We start from the raw sequence: 19,230 nt of genomic DNA, 5'->3' as shown, positions 1-19,230 counted from the left end.
TCACGAGCTTTTCACCGTTAGCGACTGCTGACTCGATCCGCACCATTGATAATACGCTCGCGGGCGGCCCCCGCAATATTTCGGACGCGAATTTTCCGAGTTGTGACCGGTTCATACCAGACATGCCCCGGTGCCTACCAGAACTCATCCACCGGGGCGCTCGAGCGTGGGCGACACGCGACTCTCCGCCCCCGGCGCCAGACCGGTAGGGGGTGGCGCACGGTGTCGGCGACGGCGTGAGCAACGGCCTCGAGGGTGTGACACAGGGTTAGGTATCGCAGAACTGCCGCCGCTGGATCTGCCAGAGGTGGATCTGCTGCGCCGCGAGCGACTGCGGAGGCGCTGATCTTCGAGGCCGAAAGGCCCCAAACAGGGGTGTGGCCGGTATTGCTTTCGCATTACCGGCCGCATCTCTGCATCACAAGCTTTTCACCGTTACCGACTACTCACTTGATCCGCACCATTGATAGTACGCCCGCGCGCGGCCCCCGCAACGTCTCGAGCGCGAATTTTCCGAGTTGTGACCGGTTCATTCCAGAGATGCCCGGCTCGTTACTCGAGCTCATCTAGCGGGGCCCTCGAGCACTCGATGCCACCCCTGAGGGTGTGGTCAACCCTGCACGACAGCGCTGGCTCCGCCTCGCAACTCTCCCTTGAGGACCTTGCCACTCGCATTGCGCGGCAGGGAATCCACGTGGATCACCGCCTTCGGGTGCTTGTACCGTGCGAGCGTTTCGTCGAGCAGCGGCTGCAACTCCTCGAGAGCGAGGTCACCACCGGCATCGGGCCGCAGGGCGACGACCGCGACCGGGACCTCACCCCACCGGGGATCCGGTCGCCCGATCACCGCGGCCTCGAGAACCTTCGGGTGGGAGAAGAGGACATTCTCGACCTCGGCGCAGTAGATGTTCTCACCACCCGAGATGATCATGTCCTTTTTGCGATCGACCACGTAGACGAACCCTTCGTCGTCCACGCGTACCAGGTCGCCCGAATGGAACCACCCGCCGTGGAACGCCTCCGCAGTGGCCTCAGGGTTCTGCCAGTATTCGAGCATCGTCGTGGGACCCCTGTAGACGATCTCGCCCACCTCACCCGGTGCGACGTCGTTCATGTCGTCGTCGACGACACGGGCCAGCACGGTCGGAAGCACACGTCCTACCGAACCGAGCTTGCGAAGAGCGTCCTCCCCATCGAGCACACACGTGACCGGCGACATCTCGGTCTGCCCGAACACCGCGACGTTCGCCGCGTCCGGGAAGGTCTCGGCCATGGCCCGGAGCACGGTGTCCGATGCCGGCGCCGCACCCCAGGAGATGACGCGCAGCTTCAGCTTTCGCGGCTGTGCCTGCTGCGCCGCGCATACCGCCTGCCACTGGACCGGAACCAAGAACACCGTGGTGGCCTGCTCCTCCTCGAGCACGTCCAGCAGCGCGTTCGGGTCGAACGCCCCGACCGGGTAGATCACCGTCGTGAGCCCGAGCATGAGGTTCGGTGTCATCGCTCCCAGCGCGGCGATGTGGAACATCGGCGACGCACAGAACCCGATGTCGTCCGTGCGGTTCAACTGGAAGGCCCGGATGCAGGTGAGCGCCTGCGCCGCCATGTTGCTGTGCGTAAGCACAGCTCCCTTCGGACGTCCCGTTGTGCCGGACGTGTACATGATCAGCGCTGGTGTGTCGTCGGGGACGTCGATCCCGGGACGCGTGGCCCCCACCTCGGCGATGAGATCCTCGTAGCCGAGGGCGTCGCCGGAAACGTCTCCGTCGGCTGGGCCGCCGACGACGATCGACAGCTCGGGCCCGCCGACCTCGGAGCGCACCCCGGCGGCGAGCGGCGCCAGCGTCGTGTCCGCCACCACCGCCCGAGCGCCACTGTCGCGCACCAGGAATGCAACCTCGGGGACCGTCATTCGGAAGTTCACCGGAACGGCGATCGCACCGAGAACGTTGGTCGCGAGGACCACCTCGAGATACTCGGGACGGTTGAGCATGAGGATCAGGACACGGTCGCCGAAACCGACGCCACGACGCGAGAGGGCGTCGGCGAACTTCTCGACCCTGGTGTGCAGCGTGGACCACGTGACGGACGCACCTTGAAACCGCAGGGCGATCCGGTCCGGGATCATCTGCGCGTGCCGCGCGACCTGGCTGTTCCAGTTGTTGCGACGGGACCGCTGAGCCTCGAGCAAACTGGCAGGGACGGCGGCGGAAGTGACCATCGAGGGTTCCTCTCTCACGCGGTGCGGGTCCTCCCGAATTCACCGAACCCGCGGATCGATGTGAGGCAGATTACACTTTTTGCGCGTTTTCGGGTCCGGATCGATCAATTAGCCGTGACGGCCCCTACAACCCGAACGTTTTGCCGATGATGTCGCGCTGAATCTCGTTGGTACCGCCGTAGATCGACGAGACCAGCGTCCTTCGGACGTGCCCCTCCATGTCGAACTCGGTGGCGTATCCGTAGCCGCCCATCATCTGCATGCCCTCGAGCGCCACCTTCTTCGCTGTCTCGGTCGCCTTGAGCTTGACCATCGACGCCTCACGCGGGAACAGCTTCGACGGGTTCGCGTCGACCAGCCTGGCCGTGTTGTAGACGAGCAGCCGGGTGCACTCGATCTCGGTGGCGAGGTCCGCGACCCGGTGCCGGAGTACCTGGAAGGTACCCACCGGCCGCCCGAACTGCTTTCGCTGCGTGATGAATTCGAGTGCGTCGTCGAACGCCCGCTGTGCGGTGCCGAGCATCATCGCACCGATGATGAGCCGTTCGATGTTCAACCCGGTCATCAACTGGGTCCAGCCGTTGCCCACAGCTCCGATCACGGCCTCGTCGGGCAGGCGAACGTCGGTGAGGTAGAGGTCGTTGACCTCCCTGCCGCCCATCGTTTCGATAGCGCTGATCTTCAGCCCCGGCGTGTCGGTCGGCAGGTGGAGCATCGTCAGGCCCTCGTGCTTGGCGCCGGTGCGGTCGGTCCGGGCCACCAGCAGAATGTTCTCGGCGAAGTGGGCGTTGGAGCACCACGTCTTCTGGCCGTTGATCAGCCAGCCGCCGGAGATCTTCTCGGCCCGGCAACTGAGGTTGCCGACGTCGGAGCCGGCCTCGGGCTCCGACATCGAGATGGATTCCGACGCGCCACGGACGATGCCGCCGAGCACGGTCCGCTTCTGCGCCTCGGTGCCGAACTTCTCGTACGCCGCGCCGGTGATGAGCGTCGTTCCTAGTCCCCCGATCGGTGCCATGCCGCGGGTGACCTGTTCGAGCAGGATGCACATGTCGACCGCCGTGCCGCCGGAGCCGCCGTATTCCTCGGGGACCGTGATCCCGAGCCAGCCGAGTTCGGCCATCTTCAGATATAGGGCCTGGTTGTGGCTGTGCTTGCCGTGGCCGGTGAGGGCGTCGCGTTGCTCACGGGTTCCGCATTCTTTGCGACAGAATGCGGCGACCGCGCGCGCAAAGTCCCGCTGCTCGGGGGTGAAATCGATGGTCATCGATACACTCCTGCCTACGAAGAGCCGAGTGAGCAGTTCCCGGGGATCCTCAGATCGACTGGAATCCCGGGGTCGACTGGAATCCAGGGGACGAGCCGAGGCGGCGTATCGGCTTGTCCGCGCTCGGTGGCCCTAATAATGTGAGCGTTATCACAGTAAGTCACAGCAAATTTTCTCGCCACTGTCCTCGCAGCTGAGGGAGTTCGACATGACCCGCGAACTACGCGACACGAGCCCCGACTCATCGCCGGACGCCGCCCCGTCGACCTTCGCGAGCCTCGATCCGCGGACCGGGACGGTGCTCGCCGAGTATCCGGTGACCACCGACAGGGACGTTGCCGCCGCGGTCGAGCGGGCGCGCGGTGCGGCGCGTTGGTGGAGGGCGCAGGGTTTCCGCGGCCGTCGCGACTGGTTGCTCGAGTTCAAGAGAGCGATCGCGTCGGATGCCGACGACCTCGCCCGCACAGTCTCCGCCGAGACCGGCAAGCCGTACGACGATGCCCTACTCGAGGTGATGCTCGCCGTCGAGCACCTCGACTGGGCCGCCCGCAACGCCAAGAAGATCCTCAAGCCGCGTCGCGTGTCCCCCGGCCTCGTGAGCGCGAACCAGTCCGCCAGCGTCGGGTACCAGCCCCTCGGAGTGATCGGCGTCATCGGCCCGTGGAACTACCCGGTGTACACGCCGATGGGGTCGCTCGCCTACGCCCTCGCGGCGGGCAACGCGATCGTCTTCAAGCCCAGCGAACTGACGCCGGGCGTCGGAAAGTGGTTCGAGACCAAATGGAACTCGCTCGCGCCCGGCCAGCCCGTTCTGCAGGTGGTCACTGGTTTCGGGGAGACCGGCGCCGCCCTGTGCCGGGCGGGTGTCGACAAGGTCGCCTTCACCGGATCGAGCGCCACCGCACGCAAGGTCATGGCGATCTGCGCCGAGTCGCTCACGCCGCTCGTCGCCGAGTGCGGCGGCAAGGACGCGATGATCGTCGCTGAGGACGCCGACCTCGACAAGGCCGTCGAGTCCGCCGCCTTCGGCGCATTCGGCAATGCCGGCCAAACGTGCGTCGGCGTCGAACGCATCTACGTCGCCGAACCGGTGTACCGGCAGTTCCTCGACAAGTTCACCTCCGCGGTCGAGCGGGTACGTCCGGGCGGGTCCGACGAGGACTCGTACGGGCCGATGACCCTCCCCAGCCAGGTCGACGTCGTCCGCAACCACATCGCCGACGCGCTCGACAAGGGCGCCAGGGCGGTCGTCGGCGGAATCGACTCCGTCCATGAGCGATTCGTCGACCCCGTGATCCTCACCGACGTGCCGGAGGAGTCATCGGAGGTGCGCGAGGAGACGTTCGGCCCGACCGTCGTCGTCAACCGTGTGCGCGACCTGGAGGAGGGTGTCGAACGGGCGAACTCGAGCGCGTACGGTCTGGGTTCGTCGGTGTTCACCCGCAACCGGTCCCGCGGCCGCGAGATCGCGGAACTCCTGCGCGCGGGCATGGTGTCGGTCAACTCGGTGCTGGGCTTCGTCGGCGTTCCTTCACTGCCGTTCGGCGGCATCGGCGAGTCAGGCTTCGGCCGGATCCACGGCGCCGACGGTCTCCGCGAATTCAGCCGCCCCAAGGCCGTCACCGTCCAGCGGTTCCCGGCCCCGCTGAAGCTGCTCAGTCTCGAACGATCCGCCCGCGACATGAAGGCCTCTGCGTGGCTGCTCAAGGCCCGGCATGGGCGGTAAGCGTGTGTCACCCACGAATTCGGTGAGTTCGCGTTCCGATCAACGTTCGGCTTCCCACCGAGGCAAAACCTTTCGAACCTTCCCAACCCCGGAGCGCGATCCGCACGCCGGTCCCGGCCGGATGGGATGGGTGAGAGTGATCGAGGGGCTGGACCCACAGAGCCGGCACCAGGACATCATCCGCATCACCGCCGGCTACGAATTCCCCTGGGACTACCAGCGATCGCTCGAATTCGCCCTGTTCCGTACGTACTGCGTGCCGTCGATCTCGGCACTGCTCGCCCGCACGGGCGAGTTCGAACATCGCCCCCAGAAACGCTACGACGACACCGCGTTGTTGATGGGCGAACTAGTCGAGCACGGCTACGACTCCGAGCGAGGACGCGAGTCGTTGCGCAATATCAACCGCATGCACGGCCGGTACACGATCTCGAACGACGACATGCGCTACGTGCTGTCGACCTTCGTGTACGACCCGATCGACTGGATCGACAGGTACGGCTGGCGCCGCTTGCACCCCAACGAGCGGCTCGCGTCGTACCACTTCTATCGTCAGGTCGGAATCCGGATGGGTATCAAGGATATTCCCGATTCGTACCAGGGTTTCCAACGTTTCAAGATGGACTACGAACGGGACCACTTCGTCTACAGCGAGGACAACCATCGCATCGGCACCTACACCCTGCGGCTGTTCCAATCGTGGTACCCGAGGTTGCTCGAACGCCCCGTCGCGGCCGCGGTGTATGCGCTGATCGACGATCGGATGTCCGCCGCGTTCGGGTTCCCGACGGGCTCGCCGCGGGTGCGCACCGCCGTCGAGACCGGACTGCGTGCCCGATCTGCGATTGTGCGTGTACTCCCCAAGCGGCGGGTGTCCGCCGGTGCCGGCGACCCGGGGAACCGAACCTACCCCGGATACCCCGTCGGCTACCGCCCCCGAGACCTCGGGGTGCAGTGATCCGAGTATTCGAGTGAACCGAGTATTCAAGTGATCCCAGGCTTCGAAGGAAGCCTGGGATCACTGCAGCCGTGCGTCAGCTACGCGGCAACGGTCGCTGGTTCGGCTGGTTTGCTCTCGGGGATGCGGGTGTCCGGGACCTCGATCGGACCGACCTCCTGCGCGTAGTAGAAGTGCGGACGCCGGTTACCGAGGAACGACCCGAACCACGACATCACCGCGACGTAGCGGTTGCGGAAGCCCACCAGGTACACCATGTGCACCACCAGCCACAGCACCCACGCGATCGGCCCGGTGAGCTCGATGTTCTTCACCTTGGTGACGGCGCGGAACCGATTGATGATCGCCATCGAGCCCTTGTCGCGGAACTTGAACGGCGTGCCGCGCTGGACCTTTCCGAGAATCGTGTCGGCGACGTAGCGGCCACCCTGCATCGCCACGGGCGACTGTCCCGGAAGGTTGTCCAGCGACGTCATGTCGCCGACCGCGAAAATGTCGGCCCGGCCGCCCACGGTGAGGTCGCGGTTGACGAGGAGGCGTCCGGCGCGGTCGGTCTCGCAACCGGTGCGCTCGGCCAGCACAGCCGCGAAGTCGTTGGCCTGCACGCCCGCCGACCAGATGATGGTCTCGGCGGTGCGACGCTCGCCGCTCTCGCTGCCGTGCGACACGAGGGTCGCTCCGTGGTCGTCGATGTCGGTGACGAGGGTGTTGAGGACCACCTCGACGCCCGACTTCTCGAGCGACGCCTTGGTGTACTCGCTGAGCTTGCCGCCGTAGGCGGGCATCGCGACACCTGCACCCTCGACCAGGGTGACGGTGACGTCGGCGGCGGTGATGCCGCGGATCGACTGCTCGAAGTAGCGTGCGGCGAGTTCCTTGATCTGGCCGGCCAGCTCGACGCCGGTCGCGCCGGCCCCGATGACGATGAAGCTGAGAAGGTTCTTCCGACGCTCGACGTCGCTGGTGGTGTGCGCCTCCTCGAAGCAGCGCACGATCTGGTCACGCAGCCGCTCGGCGTCGTCGACGGTCTTGAGCGCGTAGGTGACCTTGGCGAACTCGTCACGGCCGAAGTACGACTGCCGTGCGCCGGTGGCGGCGACGAGCGAGTTGTAGCCGAGCGTATGACGCTGGCCGGCGGCCTCGTAGACGAGTTCCTTCTCCTCCGGGTTCACGTCGACGACGCGGCCCAGCCGAACATCTGCATGCGGATACTTCGCGAGGATCGCACGCACCGACGGGGCGATCTCGCCGGTGGCGAGGACACCCGTTGCCACCTGGTAGAGCAGGGGCTGGAAGAGGTGCTCGGTGGTCTCCGAGATCAGAACGAACGGCTTGCCGGCCTTGGCCAGCTTCTTCGCCGCGGCGAGGGCACCGAATCCGGATCCGACGATGACGACTTCGGTCCGGTCCACTACTGCTGCGCCCATCTGTCCCACGGCTACCTCCTCTTTGAGATGTACAAGAGACACCGTAGGAGCGCTAACGAACCTTCCGCCAGCTGGCGAGGACATTCGAAGAACAGTTATCTCGATCGCTCATAAGTAGGATGTCGTCCCGTGGACTTCCGGCAGCTGCGCTACTTCCTCGCCGTCAGCGAGGAGCTGAGTTTCAGCAACGCGGCGAAACGCTCCTTCATCTCGCAGTCCGCGATCAGCCATCAGATAACCAAGCTGGAGCAGGAGCTCGGCACATCGCTGTTCGACCGCTCCACCCGCTCCGTCAAGCTCACTCCGGCCGGGTCTCGTCTGGTCCCGATCGCTCAGGAGGTGCTGAGCCTCGAAGTCAAGGCGTTCGCTGTCGCGAAGGAGCCCCGCAACCGCATCCGGATCACCGCCAGCATGAGCTTCGCCCCGCAGAACCTCGCCGCTATCGCCCACGTGCGCGAGAAGCACCCTCACCTGGACATCGAGTTCGTGATCAAGGACTTCACCGACCGCGTCGAGGCCGTCGCGTCCGGCGACGCCGATATCGCGCTGATCCGCGGCGAGGTGGACCGGCCAGGCCTCGAGACCCTCGAGCTCGGCGTCGAGGACCTGATGATCGCGACGTCCAATCAGCACCCGGTATCGGCGTTTTCGACCGTCGAACTCAGCGAACTGGCTCCATATCCACTGCTCCTGCCGCCCCGGCAGAGCCAGGTCCTCATCCACACGGTCGTGGAGAACGCGTTCGTCGACGTCGGCCGTCGCGTCCAACTGGGTCCGCCCATCGCGCGCGACCACACGGCGATCCTCGACATCATCACGAATCCGCGCGCGTGGACGGTCCTATACGCCAGTACCGTCGCGGAGGTCCCGCGAACCGGACTTTGCGTGATGCGCGAGAGGAACAACCGACTGCGGGTGCCCGTCAACGCCGTCGTCCGCACCGGGGCTTCCCGCACGCCCGGCATCGCGAGCCTCGTCGAGTCCCTGCGGCAGACGGTTACCTCGGAAAGCGGTGTGCCCCTGAGAGCGCCGCTGCAGATCAGGGGCACACCGGACGATCAGTAGCCGCAGCTACAGGGTGCGCCTCCCCGACAGTGCACGGCCGAGAGTGAGCTCGTCGGCGAACTCGAGGTCACCGCCCATCGGTAGCCCCGAGGCCAACCGCGACACCGTCAGCCCTGGGAAGTCGCGCAGCATCCGCACCAGATACGTCGCCGTCGCCTCTCCCTCCGTGTTGGGGTCGGTCGCGATGATCACTTCGGTGACGTCGACGCCGTCCTCCTGATTTCCGATGCGTGTCAACAGTTCCCGAATCCGCAACTGGTCCGGGCCGACACCACTGAGCGGATCGAGCGCGCCTCCGAGCACGTGATAGCGCCCCTTGAACTCGCGCGTGCGCTCGATCGCTTGCACGTCCTTGGGCTCCTCGACGACGCATACCACGGTGCGGTCCCTGCGCGGGTCAGAGCAGATGCGGCACTTCTCCTCCTCGGAAACGGTGCCGCACACCACGCAGAACTGGACGCCGTCGCGCACCTTCTGCAGCGCCGCCTGGAATCGATCGATCTCCGGTGGCTCTACCGAGAGCAGGTGGAACGCAATGCGCTGGGCACTCTTGGGCCCGATACCGGGCAACTTGCCCAGCTCGTCGATCAAGTCCTGGACGGGGCCTTCGTACAAGGCGCGCCTCTAGAAGGGAAGCCCGGGCATGCCGCCGGCGAGGGGGCCGAGCTTGCTCGCCGCCATCTCCTGGGCCTTGCTCGACGCATCCGCGATCGCACCGATCACGAGATCCTGCAGCGTCTCGACGTCGTCCGGGTCCACGACCTTGGGGTCGATCGTGAGGCCGACAATCTCGCCGGTGCCCTTGACCGTGGCGGTCACCAGACCTCCGCCGGCCTGCCCGGTCATCTCTGCCTGAGCCATCTCCGCCTGCGCGGCCATCAGCTGCTGCTGCATCTGCTCCGCCTGCGCGAGGAGCTGCTGCATGTCGGGTTGTCCACCTGGTTGCACTTGGCTTGTCCTTTCTGAAGTTGCTTGGTCAGCCTAGTCCGTCGCCCACGTCAGCCCAGTTCACGCAGTAGGTTCGCGAGCGTCGCCGCCGGACGGTCTCCTGGTCCGACAAGGCGGCAAGCGCCTGCTCCGCAGTCGCGGCAGTATTGACGGAACTGCTCGCGCTGACCTGTGCCACTGGTGAGCTCTCCCTGTTTCGGGGTCCACCTGTCTATCCTGCACGCCCACCAGCAATGATCGCGATCAAGCACCTCCATCAGTGGTCAGAATTCGTGCACTGCGGGAGGTTGAGCCTTCCCGGATGATGATCCGCAAGAATGCAGTTAATCGACCCCATCCACATGCTGCCTGGTGAGGCCGGTATCCGGGCACCCGGTCCGATGGGCAGGGTTGCTGACGGATTGCCATTCAGCCGTTTCGGGTGTTCGGTCATGACCCGAGCGATGCTATTGCGTTGCACTACTTGTGAATGCCGCTTCGTCTTGTTCGGTGTCTGCCCGTCCTCGAGCGCTATGAGCAGCCAACAATGCCCAGCTACACTGACTAATTGGCTGTCTGTGTGTGCTAATCAGCGTGCCCGTGTGTAGTGAGGTGAAACATGGACTCGAGAGTCGATCGACTCCGCGAGGACGTCGTTCTGTTCACCAGGCGAATCCGGAGTCAGAAGGCGCGGCATCAACTCACGCCCACCCAGTTGCAAGCGCTGGCTCACCTCGACCGCGAAGGGCCGATGAGTGCTCGGGCGTTGGCAGGGTTGGAGCAGGTCGCCCCCCAGTCCATCGCCCGGACAGTCTCGCTGCTCGAAGACGCGGGGATGGTCTCGCGCACCGCGGACCCCCAGGACGCCCGCGCGAGCATCGTCGCGATCACCGCACTCGGGTCACAGACCCTCGAGGTTGACCGGGCGCGGCGAAGCGAATGGCTCTCGGCGGCCCTCGACGCCGAGTGCACCGACGCCGAGCGCGAACTGCTGTATATCGCCGGCCAGTTGCTGCGACGCCTCGCCGCAACCCCGGAGCCGGTGCCGCAGCGGGAGTCCCTGGTGAACTGACGAACCGATGAACGCAGCGGTAGCCGCTGCCGGCGCGGCACAACCTGATGGGTCCGCACCCTTCTCGGGCTAGCGGCGTATTAGGCAGCAATACTGGTCAATAATCTCGAACTGTGTGCTATATCGCGCGCAAACAGGGCTTGGTTCCAAGAATTATGACAGCTAGACTGTCTAACTATAGAGCTGGGGCGAGAGGCTGAGAACTAGACGAGAGGGTGCGAAATGGACGAGAAGGTCAATCGACTCCGCGAAGACGTCGTTCTGTTCAGCAGGCGAATCCGGAGTCAGAGGGCACGCCACCAACTCACGCCCACGCAGTTGCATGCGCTGGCCCACCTCCACCAAGAAGGGCCGATGAGCGCTCGGGCGTTGGCCGGGTTGGAGCAGGTCGCCCCCCAGTCCATCGCCCGGACAGTCTCGCTGCTCGAAGACGCGGGGATGGTCTCGCGCACCGCGGACCCCCAGGACGCCCGCGCGAGCATCGTCGCGATCACCGCACTCGGGTCACAGACCCTCGAGGTTGACCGGGCGCGGCGAAGCGAATGGCTCTCGGCGGCCCTCGACGCCGAGTGCACCGACGCCGAGCGCGAACTGCTGTTCATCGCCGGCAAGCTACTGCGACGACTCGCCCACATTCCGGAGTCGGCACTGCAACCGCGGTCAGTGGTGGCCTCATGAGCGTCCTCGTCAAGGATTCGGTTGGTGGACGGCAGAGTCGGCGCATCCCGATTCGGGTCAGCGGTTCGATTGCTGCCGGAAGTATTCTGCAGCCTCTGAACTCGTCGATGATCGCCATCGCGATCGTCGGTATTGCCGCGCAGTTCGGCTCGTCGTCCGGTATCGCGTGGGTGATCTCGGGCCTGTACATAGCGACAGCCGTAACGGCCCCGATGGCGGGTAGGCTCGGCGCTCTGCTCGGTGCTCGGCAGGTATACCTCGCAGGACTCGCCATCGTGTCGCTCGGCTCGATCGTCGGCATCCTGGCACCGACCGTCGGCTGGCTGATCTTCGCCCGCGTACTTATCGGAATCGGAACTGCCACCCAATACCCGAATGCGATGACGATGATTCGGGAGTACGCGGAGCGCCATCGGGCTCAGCCTCGAAGCGCGATCACGACCCTGACCGTTTGCAGTCAGGCAACCGTCTCACTGGGTCCGACGCTCGGCGGTCTCTTGGTGGGGGCGTTCGGATGGCACTCGATCATGTGGATCAACCTTCCCGTCGCCGCGTTCAGTGCCGTCCTGGTCACAAGATTCGCGAGAGTCGGCTCCGCCCGAATCACGTCCGTGAGGCGCCGTGAGCTGCTGCGCTCGCTCGATGTGGTGGGAGCGCTGCTGCTTCTCGTACTGATCTCGTCGACGATGCTCTTCCTGCTATCGCTCACCACCGACCCCATCTGGTGGTTGATTCCCCTTTGGGCGATGGCGCTCGCCTCGTTCATCCAGTGGGAACGGCGGGCCGACGAGCCGTTCATCGACGTTCGGGCCCTCACCCGAAACCGTGCGCTCAGTGCGACGCTCACCCGGACGCTGCTCACCTACTCGGCGTTCTACTGCGTCTACTTCGGTGTTCCCCAATGGTTGCAGTACTCCCGCGGGATGAGCGCCACGCAGGCCGGCTTGACAATGCTTCCGGTCGCCGCGGTCGGGGCCCTCACCACGCTGATCGCCTCACACACATACGCACGTCACGGAGCGCGCAGAACACTCGCCGTCGGCACGGGAGCACTTCTCATCGGTGGTCTGCTCCTGGCCTCGGTGGAAAGTAGTACGGCCCCAATCCTTGTGCTTCTCCTGGTAGCAGTAGTGCTGGGAATTCCCAATGGGTTCAACAACATCGGCAATCAGAATCTGGTCAGCTCGGTCACCTCTCTCGAGGAAGTCGGCACCGCGATCGGAATGTACCGAACCGTGCAGTACATCGGAGCGAACCTCGCCGCCGTTGTGCTGGCTACCACCTCCGGTCGCATCATCGGCGACGAAGGCCTACACCGCACAGGCTGGTTCATTGCCGTCGTCGGAACTGTTCTACTCGTGGGTGTCCTGATTTCGCGGAACATGGGAGATCGGCGCCATGCTCACACCCGCTAGTTCCGGCAGATGCCTGGGTCTTCACGGATATGGATGGTCGAGCGGTCGGAGTAGCGATAGCGTCAGGGTGTGGCCGATTCTTACACTGGTATCCGCGAAACCGGGCTTGCCGTGCATCGTGCGGGAGTGCAGCGCCTGCTGTCGAGCTACCGGGCGATCCCGCCTGATGCGAACGTCCGACTTGCGAAGAAGACCTCCAACCTGTTCCGGGCGCGGACGCGAAGCAGCGCACCGGGTCTCGACGTATCCGGGCTGGACGGGGTCATCTCGGTCGATCCCGAAGCCCGCACCGCCGATGTCGCGGGAATGTGCACCTACGAGAACCTCGTGGCCGCGACGCTTCCCTACGGGCTCGCCCCAATGGTGGTGCCTCAGTTGAAGACCATCACCCTCGGCGGCGCAGTCACCGGCCTCGGCATCGAGTCCACCTCGTTCCGCAACGGACTGCCGCACGAGTCGGTGCTCGAGATGGACATCCTTACCGGCAACGGCAGTATCGTCACCGCGACCCCCCACGGCGAGCACTCGGACCTGTTCCGTGCGTTCCCGAATTCCTATGGAACGTTGGGCTATTCGACCCGCCTCCGGATCGAGCTCGAGCCGGTGAAACGGTTCGTGGCCCTGCGGCACCTGCGGTTCACCGACCTCGATGAGCTCCAGAAGTCAATGGACCGGATCGTCGAGGAACGGATGTGGGACGGCATCGCCGTCGACTACCTCGACGGTGTCGTCTTCACCGCGAACGAGGCATACCTGACCCTCGGGGTGCAGACCGACGAGCCCGGACCGGTCAGTGACTACACCGACATGGATATCTACTACCGGTCCATACAACACGAATCGATCAACCACCCCAAGACGGACCGACTGACGACTCACGACTACCTGTGGCGGTGGGACACCGACTGGTTCTGGTGCTCGCGCGCGTTCGGGACACAGAACCCCAAGATCCGACGGTTCTGGCCGAAACGCTACCGGCGCAGCAGCTTCTACTGGAAGCTCATCGCGCTGGACCGGAAGTACGACATCGGCGACCGCCTCGAGGCCAGGAAGGGGCTGCCGCCGCGTGAGCGCGTGGTGCAGGACATCGAGGTCCCCCTCGACCGCACCTCGGAGTTCCTGAGCTGGTTCCTCGAGGAGATCCCGATCGAGCCGCTGTGGCTGTGTCCGTTGCGCCTTCGCGACCTAGGTCCGCAGGGAACCGGCTCGAAGCGACCGCGGTCACGGCGAAAGGCCAAAGCAGGGCGGGACGGAAAGGCCGCACCGCGGCAGGATGGAACGGCCGCACCGCGGCAGGATGGAACGGCCGCACCGCGGCAGGATGGAACGGCCGCACCGCGGCAGGATGGAACGGCCGCACCGCGGCCGTGGCCGCTGTATCCGCTCGAACCGCATCGCACCTACGTCAACGTCGGCTTCTGGTCGTCGGTGCCCATCGAGCCCGGCGCTCCCGTCGGTGCCGCGAACCGCCGAATCGAGAACAAGGTCGCCGAACTCGACGGCCACAAGTCCCTGTACTCCGACGCGTTCTACGACGCGGACGCGTTCGCGCTGCTGTACGGCGGCGACCACTACACCGAGATCAAGAAACGGTACGACCCCGATTCACGACTGCTGGACCTCTATTCAAAGGCGGTGCAACGAAAATGACGATTCTCAAAACGAAGGCCGACTCTGCTCAGAAGCTCAGCCTCGCTCAGATTCTCGAAACCGTCTCCGATGGTCAGATCCCCCTGCGGTTCACCGCGTACGACGGCAGCGCGACGGGGCCGGAGGACGCACCCTACGGCCTTCGCCTGAACTCGACTCGCGGTACCACCTACCTGGCCACCGCCCCCGGCGACCTCGGCATGGCCCGCGCCTACGTGGCGGGCGACCTGGAGGCCGTCGGGGTGCATCCGGGCGACCCGTACGAGATCCTCGGGGCGATGACCGACCTGCAGTTTCGGCGCCCCTCGGCGAAGCAGATCGCGGCCATCACCAGGTCCATCGGCTGGGACAACCTGCTCCCCATCGCTCCCCCGCCGCAGGAACACCGGCCACGCTGGCGCCGGTTCGCAGAGGGCCTGCGGCACTCCAAGTCTCGCGATGCCGAGGTGATTCACCACCACTACGACGTCTCGAACGCCTTCTACGAGTATGTGCTCGGCCCGTCGATGACCTACACCTGTGCCGCGTACGAGTCCGAGAACATGAGCCTCGAGGACGCACAGGAGAACAAGTATCGCCTCGTCTTCGACAAGCTCGGACTGAAGGAAGGCGACCGGCTGCTCGACATCGGTTGCGGCTGGGGCGGAATGGTCCGCTACGCCGCCCGCCACGGTGTCAAGACCATCGGCGTCACCCTCTCGCGCGAGCAGGCCGAGTGGGCACGGAAGGCAATCGCCGCGGAAGGGCTGTCCGACCTGGCCGAGGTCCGGTTCTCCGACTACCGCGACGTACCGGAGACCGGGTTCGACGCCATCTCGTCGATCGGCCTCACCGAACACATCGGCGTCCACAACTACCCGTCGTACTTCGGGTTCATGAAGGACAAACTGCGAGCAGGTGGCCGACTGCTGAATCACTGCATCACGCGCCCCGGCAACCGCAGCAACGCCCGAGCCGGCTACTTCATCGACCGGTACATCTTCCCCGACGCCGAACTCACCGGATCGGGCCGCATCATCAGCGAGATGCAGGACGTAGGCCTCGAGGTGCGCCACGAAGAGAACCTGCGCGAGCACTACGCGCTCACCCTGGCCGGGTGGTGCCGAAACCTCGTCGAGAACTGGGACGCATGCGTCGCCGAGGTCGGCGAGGGTACCGCGAAGGTGTGGGGTCTGTACATGGCCGGCTCGCGACTCGGCTTCGAGCGCAACGTCGTTCAGCTACACCAAGTCCTGGCGGTCAAGCTCGGACCCAACGGTGAGGCCAGCGTGCCGCTGCGCCCGTGGTGGAAGGGCTGATCCAGGAAACACCCGCAAGACAAACACCTGAAGACAGAGAAACGGCCCCCGACCGGTGGTTCCGGTCGGGAGCCGTTTCTCGTCGGGAGCCGTTGCTCTCGGTGCTTCGTCAGCCCTTCATCGTCGCCGGCGGAGTGAAGCGCTCACCGTACTTGGCAGCAAGTTCCTCGGCACGCGCAACGAAGCCGGCCTTACCGCCCGGGTAGCCCGCGACGAACTGGCTGACACCGCCGGTCCAGGCCGGGTAGCCGATGCCCATGATGGAGCCGATGTTGGCGTCGGCGGTGGACGTGATGACACCCTCGTCGAAGCACTTCTGCGTCTCGATCGCCTCGATGAACAGCATGCGGTCGATCAGGTCCTGGATCGGCGCCTTGTTCGAGCCGGACTTGAAGTTGTCCCGCAGCCCCTGCCACAGCCCGACACGCTTGCCGTCCTCGTAGTCGTAGAAGCCGGCGCCACCGAGACGGCCCTTGCGGTCGTTGCCCTCGACGAGGAAGTTGATGACGTCGCCCGCCGGGTCCGCCGGAAGCTCCTTGCCCTCGGCCAACGCCGCGGCCTTCGTCTCGGCGCGGATCTTCTGCATCAGCGTCAGGTTCAGCTCGTCCGACAGCTGCAGCGGTGCAGCCGGGTAGCCGGCCTGCATACCCGCTTGCTCGATGGTCGCCGGCTCGATGCCCTCGGCGACCATGGCGATCGCCTCGTTGACGAAGGTGCCGATGACGCGCGAGGTGAAGAAGCCGCGCGAGTCGTTGACGACGATCGGGGTCTTGCGGATCGCCTGCACGAAGTCGAAGACGCGGGCCAGGCTCTCGTCCGAGGTCTTCTCGCCGCGGATGATCTCGACCAGCGGCATCTTGTCGACCGGCGAGAAGAAGTGGATGCCGATGAAGTCCTCGGACCGCTTGACGCCCGTCGCGAGGTCGGTGATCGGCAGCGTCGAGGTGTTCGAACCGAGCAGGGCGTCCGGCTCGACGATGTCCTCGATCTCCTGGAAGACCTTCTTCTTCAGATCGGCGGACTCGAAGACGGCCTCGACGACGAAGTCGACGCCCGCGAAGTCGGCCGGGTCCGCGCTGGGCGTGATCCGGTCGAGCAGGGCCTTGGACTTCTCCTCGGTGGTCTTGCCGCGCGAGAGGGCCTTGGCCTCGAGCTTTTCGGCGTACCCCTTGCCCTTCTCAGCGGCCTCGAGGGTCACGTCCTTGAGGACCACGGGCAATCCGGCCTTCGCGGCCACGTACGCGATACCGGCACCCATCATGCCGGCGCCGAGCACGCCGACCTTCTTGATCTCCCGCTTGGGAACATCCTTCGGCCGCGACGCGCCGGACCCGATGGCCTGCAAGTCGAAGAAGAACGCCTGGATCATGTTCTTCGCGACCCGACCGGTGACGAGCTTGGTGAAGTAGCGGGACTCGATGCGCAGGGCGTTGTCGACGTCGACCTGGCTGCCCTCGACGGCAGCGGCCATGATCGCGCGGGGGGCCTCCATCGGGGCACCCTTGATCTGCTTGCGAAGGTTCGCCGGGAAGGCCGGCAGGTTCGCGGCGAAGGCCGGTGTGGCGGGGGTTCCGCCGGGGATCTTGTAGCCCTTCTTGTCCCACGGCTGAACGCCCGACTCGGGGTTGGCCTTGATCCACGCCTTCGCGGCGGGCACCAGCTCCTCGACGGAGGAGACCAGCTCGTCGACCAGTCCGACCTCCTTGGCCTGCTGCGGCGCGCGCTGCTGACCCTGCAGCAGCATCTGAGTCAAAGCGGTCATCAGGCCGAACATGCGGACGGTGCGCACAACGCCGCCGCCGCCGGGAAGCAGGCCGAGGGTGACCTCGGGCAGGCCGATCTTGACGCCCTTGACGTCGGCCGCGATGCGGCGGTGGGTCGCGAGTGCGATCTCGAGGCCGCCACCGAGGGCTGCACCGTTGATGCACGTGACGACGGGCTTGCCGAGCGTCTCGAGCCGACGCAGGTCCGACTTGATGGTGTTGGAGTGTTCGTAGATCTGCTCGGCGTCCTCGGGTCCGACCTCGATCATGTTCTTGAGATCACCGCCGGCGAAGAACGTCTTCTTACCCGACGTCAGCACCACCCCGGTGATCGAGTCCTTCTCCGCGTAGAGGCGGTCCACGGTGGCCCGCATCGAAGAGAGATACCGCTCGTTCATCGTGTTCGCGCCCTGGTTCGGGTCGTCGATCGTGAGCACGACGATGCCGTCGGCGTCCTGCTCCCAGGCGATGATGTTCTGATCGCTCACTGTTCTCGTCTCTCCTGTCTGTCCTGTGAGCGTCAGACGCGCTCGATGATGGTGGCAACGCCCATGCCGCCGCCGATGCACAGCGTCACCAGGGCTCGCTTGGCGCCGCGGCGCTCGAGCTCGTCGATCATGGTTCCGGTGATCATCGCGCCGGTGGCGCCGAGTGGGTGACCCATGGCGATGGCGCCGCCGTTGACGTTCAGCTTCTCGTCCGGGATCTTCAGGTCCTTCTGGAACTTGAGGACGACCGAGGCGAACGCCTCGTTGATCTCGACCAGGTCGATGTCGTCGAGGGTCAGTCCGGTCTGCGCGAGCACCTTCTTGGCGGCGGGGGTCGGGCCAGTGAGCATGAGCGTCGAGTCGGCACCGGAGGTCGCGGTCGCGACGACGCGGGCGCGCGGGGTCATGCCCATGGCCTTGCCGGCCTCCTCGCTGCCCACGAGGAGCAGCGCGGCACCGTCGACGATGCCGGAGCTGTTGCCGCCGTGGTGGACGTGGTTGATCTTCTCGACCCAGTGGTACTTCTGCAGCGCGACGGCGTCGAAGCCGCCCATCTCGCCGATCGTCGCGAACGAGGGCTGCAGGCCGGACAGGCCCTCGGCCGTGGTCCCCGGCCGCATGTGCTCGTCGTGGTCGAGGACGGTGATGCCGTTGATGTCCTTGACCGGGACGACGGACTTGGCGAAGTAGCCACCGCTCCACGCCTTCGCAGCCAGGTCTTGCGAGCGGACGGCGTAGGCGTCGACGTCGTCACGGGAGAAGCCCTCGATCGTGGCGATGAGGTCCGCCGAGATGCCCTGCGGGACAGTGTAGTTGTCGTAGTTGGTGGCGGGGTCGTTGACCCACGCGCCACCATCGCTACCCATCGGCACGCGCGACATCGACTCGACGCCACCGGCGACGACCATCTCGTCCCAGCCGGACCGCACCTTCTGCGCGGCCATGTTGACGGCCTCGAGACCCGAGGCGCAGAAACGGTTGATCTGCACACCGCCGACGGTGTCGGGCATGCCGGCGTCGGTGGCCGCGATGCGCGCGATGTCCATGCCCTGATCGCCGAGAGGCGAGACGACACCGAGAATCAGGTCGGAGATGCGGTCCTCGTCGAGCCCCGGGAATCGGTTGCGCAGTTCCTGGATCAGGCCGGTGACCAGCGAAATCGGCTTGACCGAGTGCAGTGAACCGGTCTTTTTTCCCCGGCCGCGTGGGGTTCGGATGGCTTCATAAATGAATGCCTCTGTGGTCACGGTGTTCCTTCCTGTTCACGTCTGCCGT

15 protein-coding genes and 1 pseudogene are annotated in these 19,230 nt (G+C 65.4%); 9 read left to right on the top strand and 7 right to left on the bottom strand.

What is annotated here, in order from left to right; genetic code table 11:
• Positions 1–212: 212 nt before the first annotated feature.
• A pseudogene (locus EF834_RS18545) lies at positions 213–346 on the top strand (glutamine amidotransferase); the annotation flags it as partial.
• A gap of 264 nt (positions 347–610) precedes the next feature.
• Here EF834_RS18545 and fadD5 read toward each other — a convergent pair.
• Positions 611–2,221, bottom strand: a complete 1,611-nt coding sequence (fadD5, locus tag EF834_RS16305; RefSeq protein ID WP_127948271.1) for a fatty-acid--CoA ligase FadD5 — start codon at positions 2,219–2,221, stop codon at positions 611–613.
• Between the two features lie 124 nt (positions 2,222–2,345).
• Positions 2,346–3,488, bottom strand: coding sequence for an acyl-CoA dehydrogenase family protein (locus EF834_RS16300; protein WP_127948270.1), 1,143 nt, complete (start codon positions 3,486–3,488; stop codon positions 2,346–2,348).
• Positions 3,489–3,696: 208 nt separating this feature from the next.
• Here EF834_RS16300 and EF834_RS16295 point away from each other — a divergent pair, with 208 nt between their 5' ends.
• Together EF834_RS16295 and EF834_RS16290 are read left to right on the top strand one after the other, a co-directional pair.
• The gene (locus tag EF834_RS16295) at positions 3,697–5,214 is read left to right on the top strand and encodes an aldehyde dehydrogenase family protein (protein WP_127948269.1); all 1,518 of its coding nucleotides are present in this window, start codon (positions 3,697–3,699) and stop codon (positions 5,212–5,214) included.
• A gap of 121 nt (positions 5,215–5,335) precedes the next feature.
• The gene (locus EF834_RS16290) at positions 5,336–6,172 is read left to right on the top strand and encodes an oxygenase MpaB family protein (protein ID WP_235871258.1); all 837 of its coding nucleotides are present in this window, start codon (positions 5,336–5,338) and stop codon (positions 6,170–6,172) included.
• Positions 6,173–6,252: 80 nt separating this feature from the next.
• Here the strand turns inward: EF834_RS16290 and EF834_RS16285 are convergent, their stop codons facing one another.
• Positions 6,253–7,599: an NAD(P)/FAD-dependent oxidoreductase gene (locus tag EF834_RS16285; protein WP_127948359.1), complete on the bottom strand. Its 1,347-nt coding sequence runs from the start codon at positions 7,597–7,599 to the stop codon at positions 6,253–6,255.
• A 129-nt stretch (positions 7,600–7,728) separates the two neighbouring features.
• Between EF834_RS16285 and EF834_RS16280 the strand changes: the two genes are divergently transcribed.
• A complete protein-coding gene (locus EF834_RS16280; protein ID WP_127948267.1) occupies positions 7,729–8,664 on the top strand; it encodes a LysR family transcriptional regulator in 936 nt (311 codons plus the stop codon).
• A 6-nt stretch (positions 8,665–8,670) separates the two neighbouring features.
• Here EF834_RS16280 and recR read toward each other — a convergent pair whose 3' ends face one another.
• Together recR and EF834_RS16270 are read right to left on the bottom strand one after the other, a co-directional pair.
• Complete coding sequence (recR, locus tag EF834_RS16275; protein ID WP_127948266.1) at positions 8,671–9,279, bottom strand: recombination mediator RecR; 609 nt, start codon at positions 9,277–9,279, stop codon at positions 8,671–8,673.
• Between the two features lie 9 nt (positions 9,280–9,288).
• Entirely contained in the window at positions 9,289–9,612 is a 324-nt protein-coding gene (locus EF834_RS16270) for a YbaB/EbfC family nucleoid-associated protein (protein ID WP_127948265.1), read from the bottom strand.
• A 598-nt stretch (positions 9,613–10,210) separates the two neighbouring features.
• On the opposite strand from EF834_RS16270, the gene EF834_RS16260 reads away from it, so the two are divergent.
• From EF834_RS16260 to EF834_RS16240, 5 genes are all read left to right on the top strand, one after another.
• Positions 10,211–10,663, top strand: a complete 453-nt coding sequence (locus tag EF834_RS16260; RefSeq protein WP_127948264.1) for a MarR family winged helix-turn-helix transcriptional regulator — start codon at positions 10,211–10,213, stop codon at positions 10,661–10,663.
• Between the two features lie 222 nt (positions 10,664–10,885).
• On the top strand, positions 10,886–11,341 hold the full coding sequence (locus tag EF834_RS16255; protein WP_127948263.1) for a MarR family winged helix-turn-helix transcriptional regulator: 456 nt from the start codon (positions 10,886–10,888) through the stop codon (positions 11,339–11,341).
• Positions 11,338–12,756, top strand: coding sequence for an MFS transporter (locus EF834_RS16250; RefSeq protein WP_127948262.1), 1,419 nt, complete (start codon positions 11,338–11,340; stop codon positions 12,754–12,756). The genes EF834_RS16255 and EF834_RS16250 overlap by 4 nt, the downstream gene beginning before the upstream one ends.
• A 69-nt stretch (positions 12,757–12,825) precedes the next feature.
• Positions 12,826–14,406, top strand: coding sequence for an FAD-binding oxidoreductase (locus EF834_RS16245; protein ID WP_127948261.1), 1,581 nt, complete (start codon positions 12,826–12,828; stop codon positions 14,404–14,406).
• Positions 14,403–15,704, top strand: a complete 1,302-nt coding sequence (locus tag EF834_RS16240; RefSeq protein WP_127948260.1) for a class I SAM-dependent methyltransferase — start codon at positions 14,403–14,405, stop codon at positions 15,702–15,704. Before EF834_RS16245 ends, EF834_RS16240 begins: the two co-directional genes overlap by 4 nt.
• A gap of 109 nt (positions 15,705–15,813) precedes the next feature.
• Here EF834_RS16240 and EF834_RS16235 read toward each other — a convergent pair whose 3' ends face one another.
• On the bottom strand, positions 15,814–17,955 hold the full coding sequence (locus EF834_RS16235) for a 3-hydroxyacyl-CoA dehydrogenase NAD-binding domain-containing protein (RefSeq protein ID WP_127948259.1): 2,142 nt from the start codon (positions 17,953–17,955) through the stop codon (positions 15,814–15,816).
• 32 nt (positions 17,956–17,987) lie between these two features.
• Positions 17,988–19,202 carry an acetyl-CoA C-acetyltransferase gene (locus EF834_RS16230; protein ID WP_127948258.1) on the bottom strand — a complete coding sequence of 405 codons (1,215 nt, stop codon included), beginning with the start codon at positions 19,200–19,202 and terminating at the stop codon, positions 17,988–17,990.
• Positions 19,203–19,230: the final 28 nt, after the last annotated feature.

The organism is Rhodococcus spongiicola (assembly GCF_004011835.1).
Taxonomy (GTDB): Bacteria; Actinomycetota; Actinomycetes; order Mycobacteriales; family Mycobacteriaceae; genus Prescottella; species Prescottella spongiicola.
Note: the sequence above shows the minus strand (reverse complement) of the source record. Positions and strands in the feature narration are given on the sequence as shown.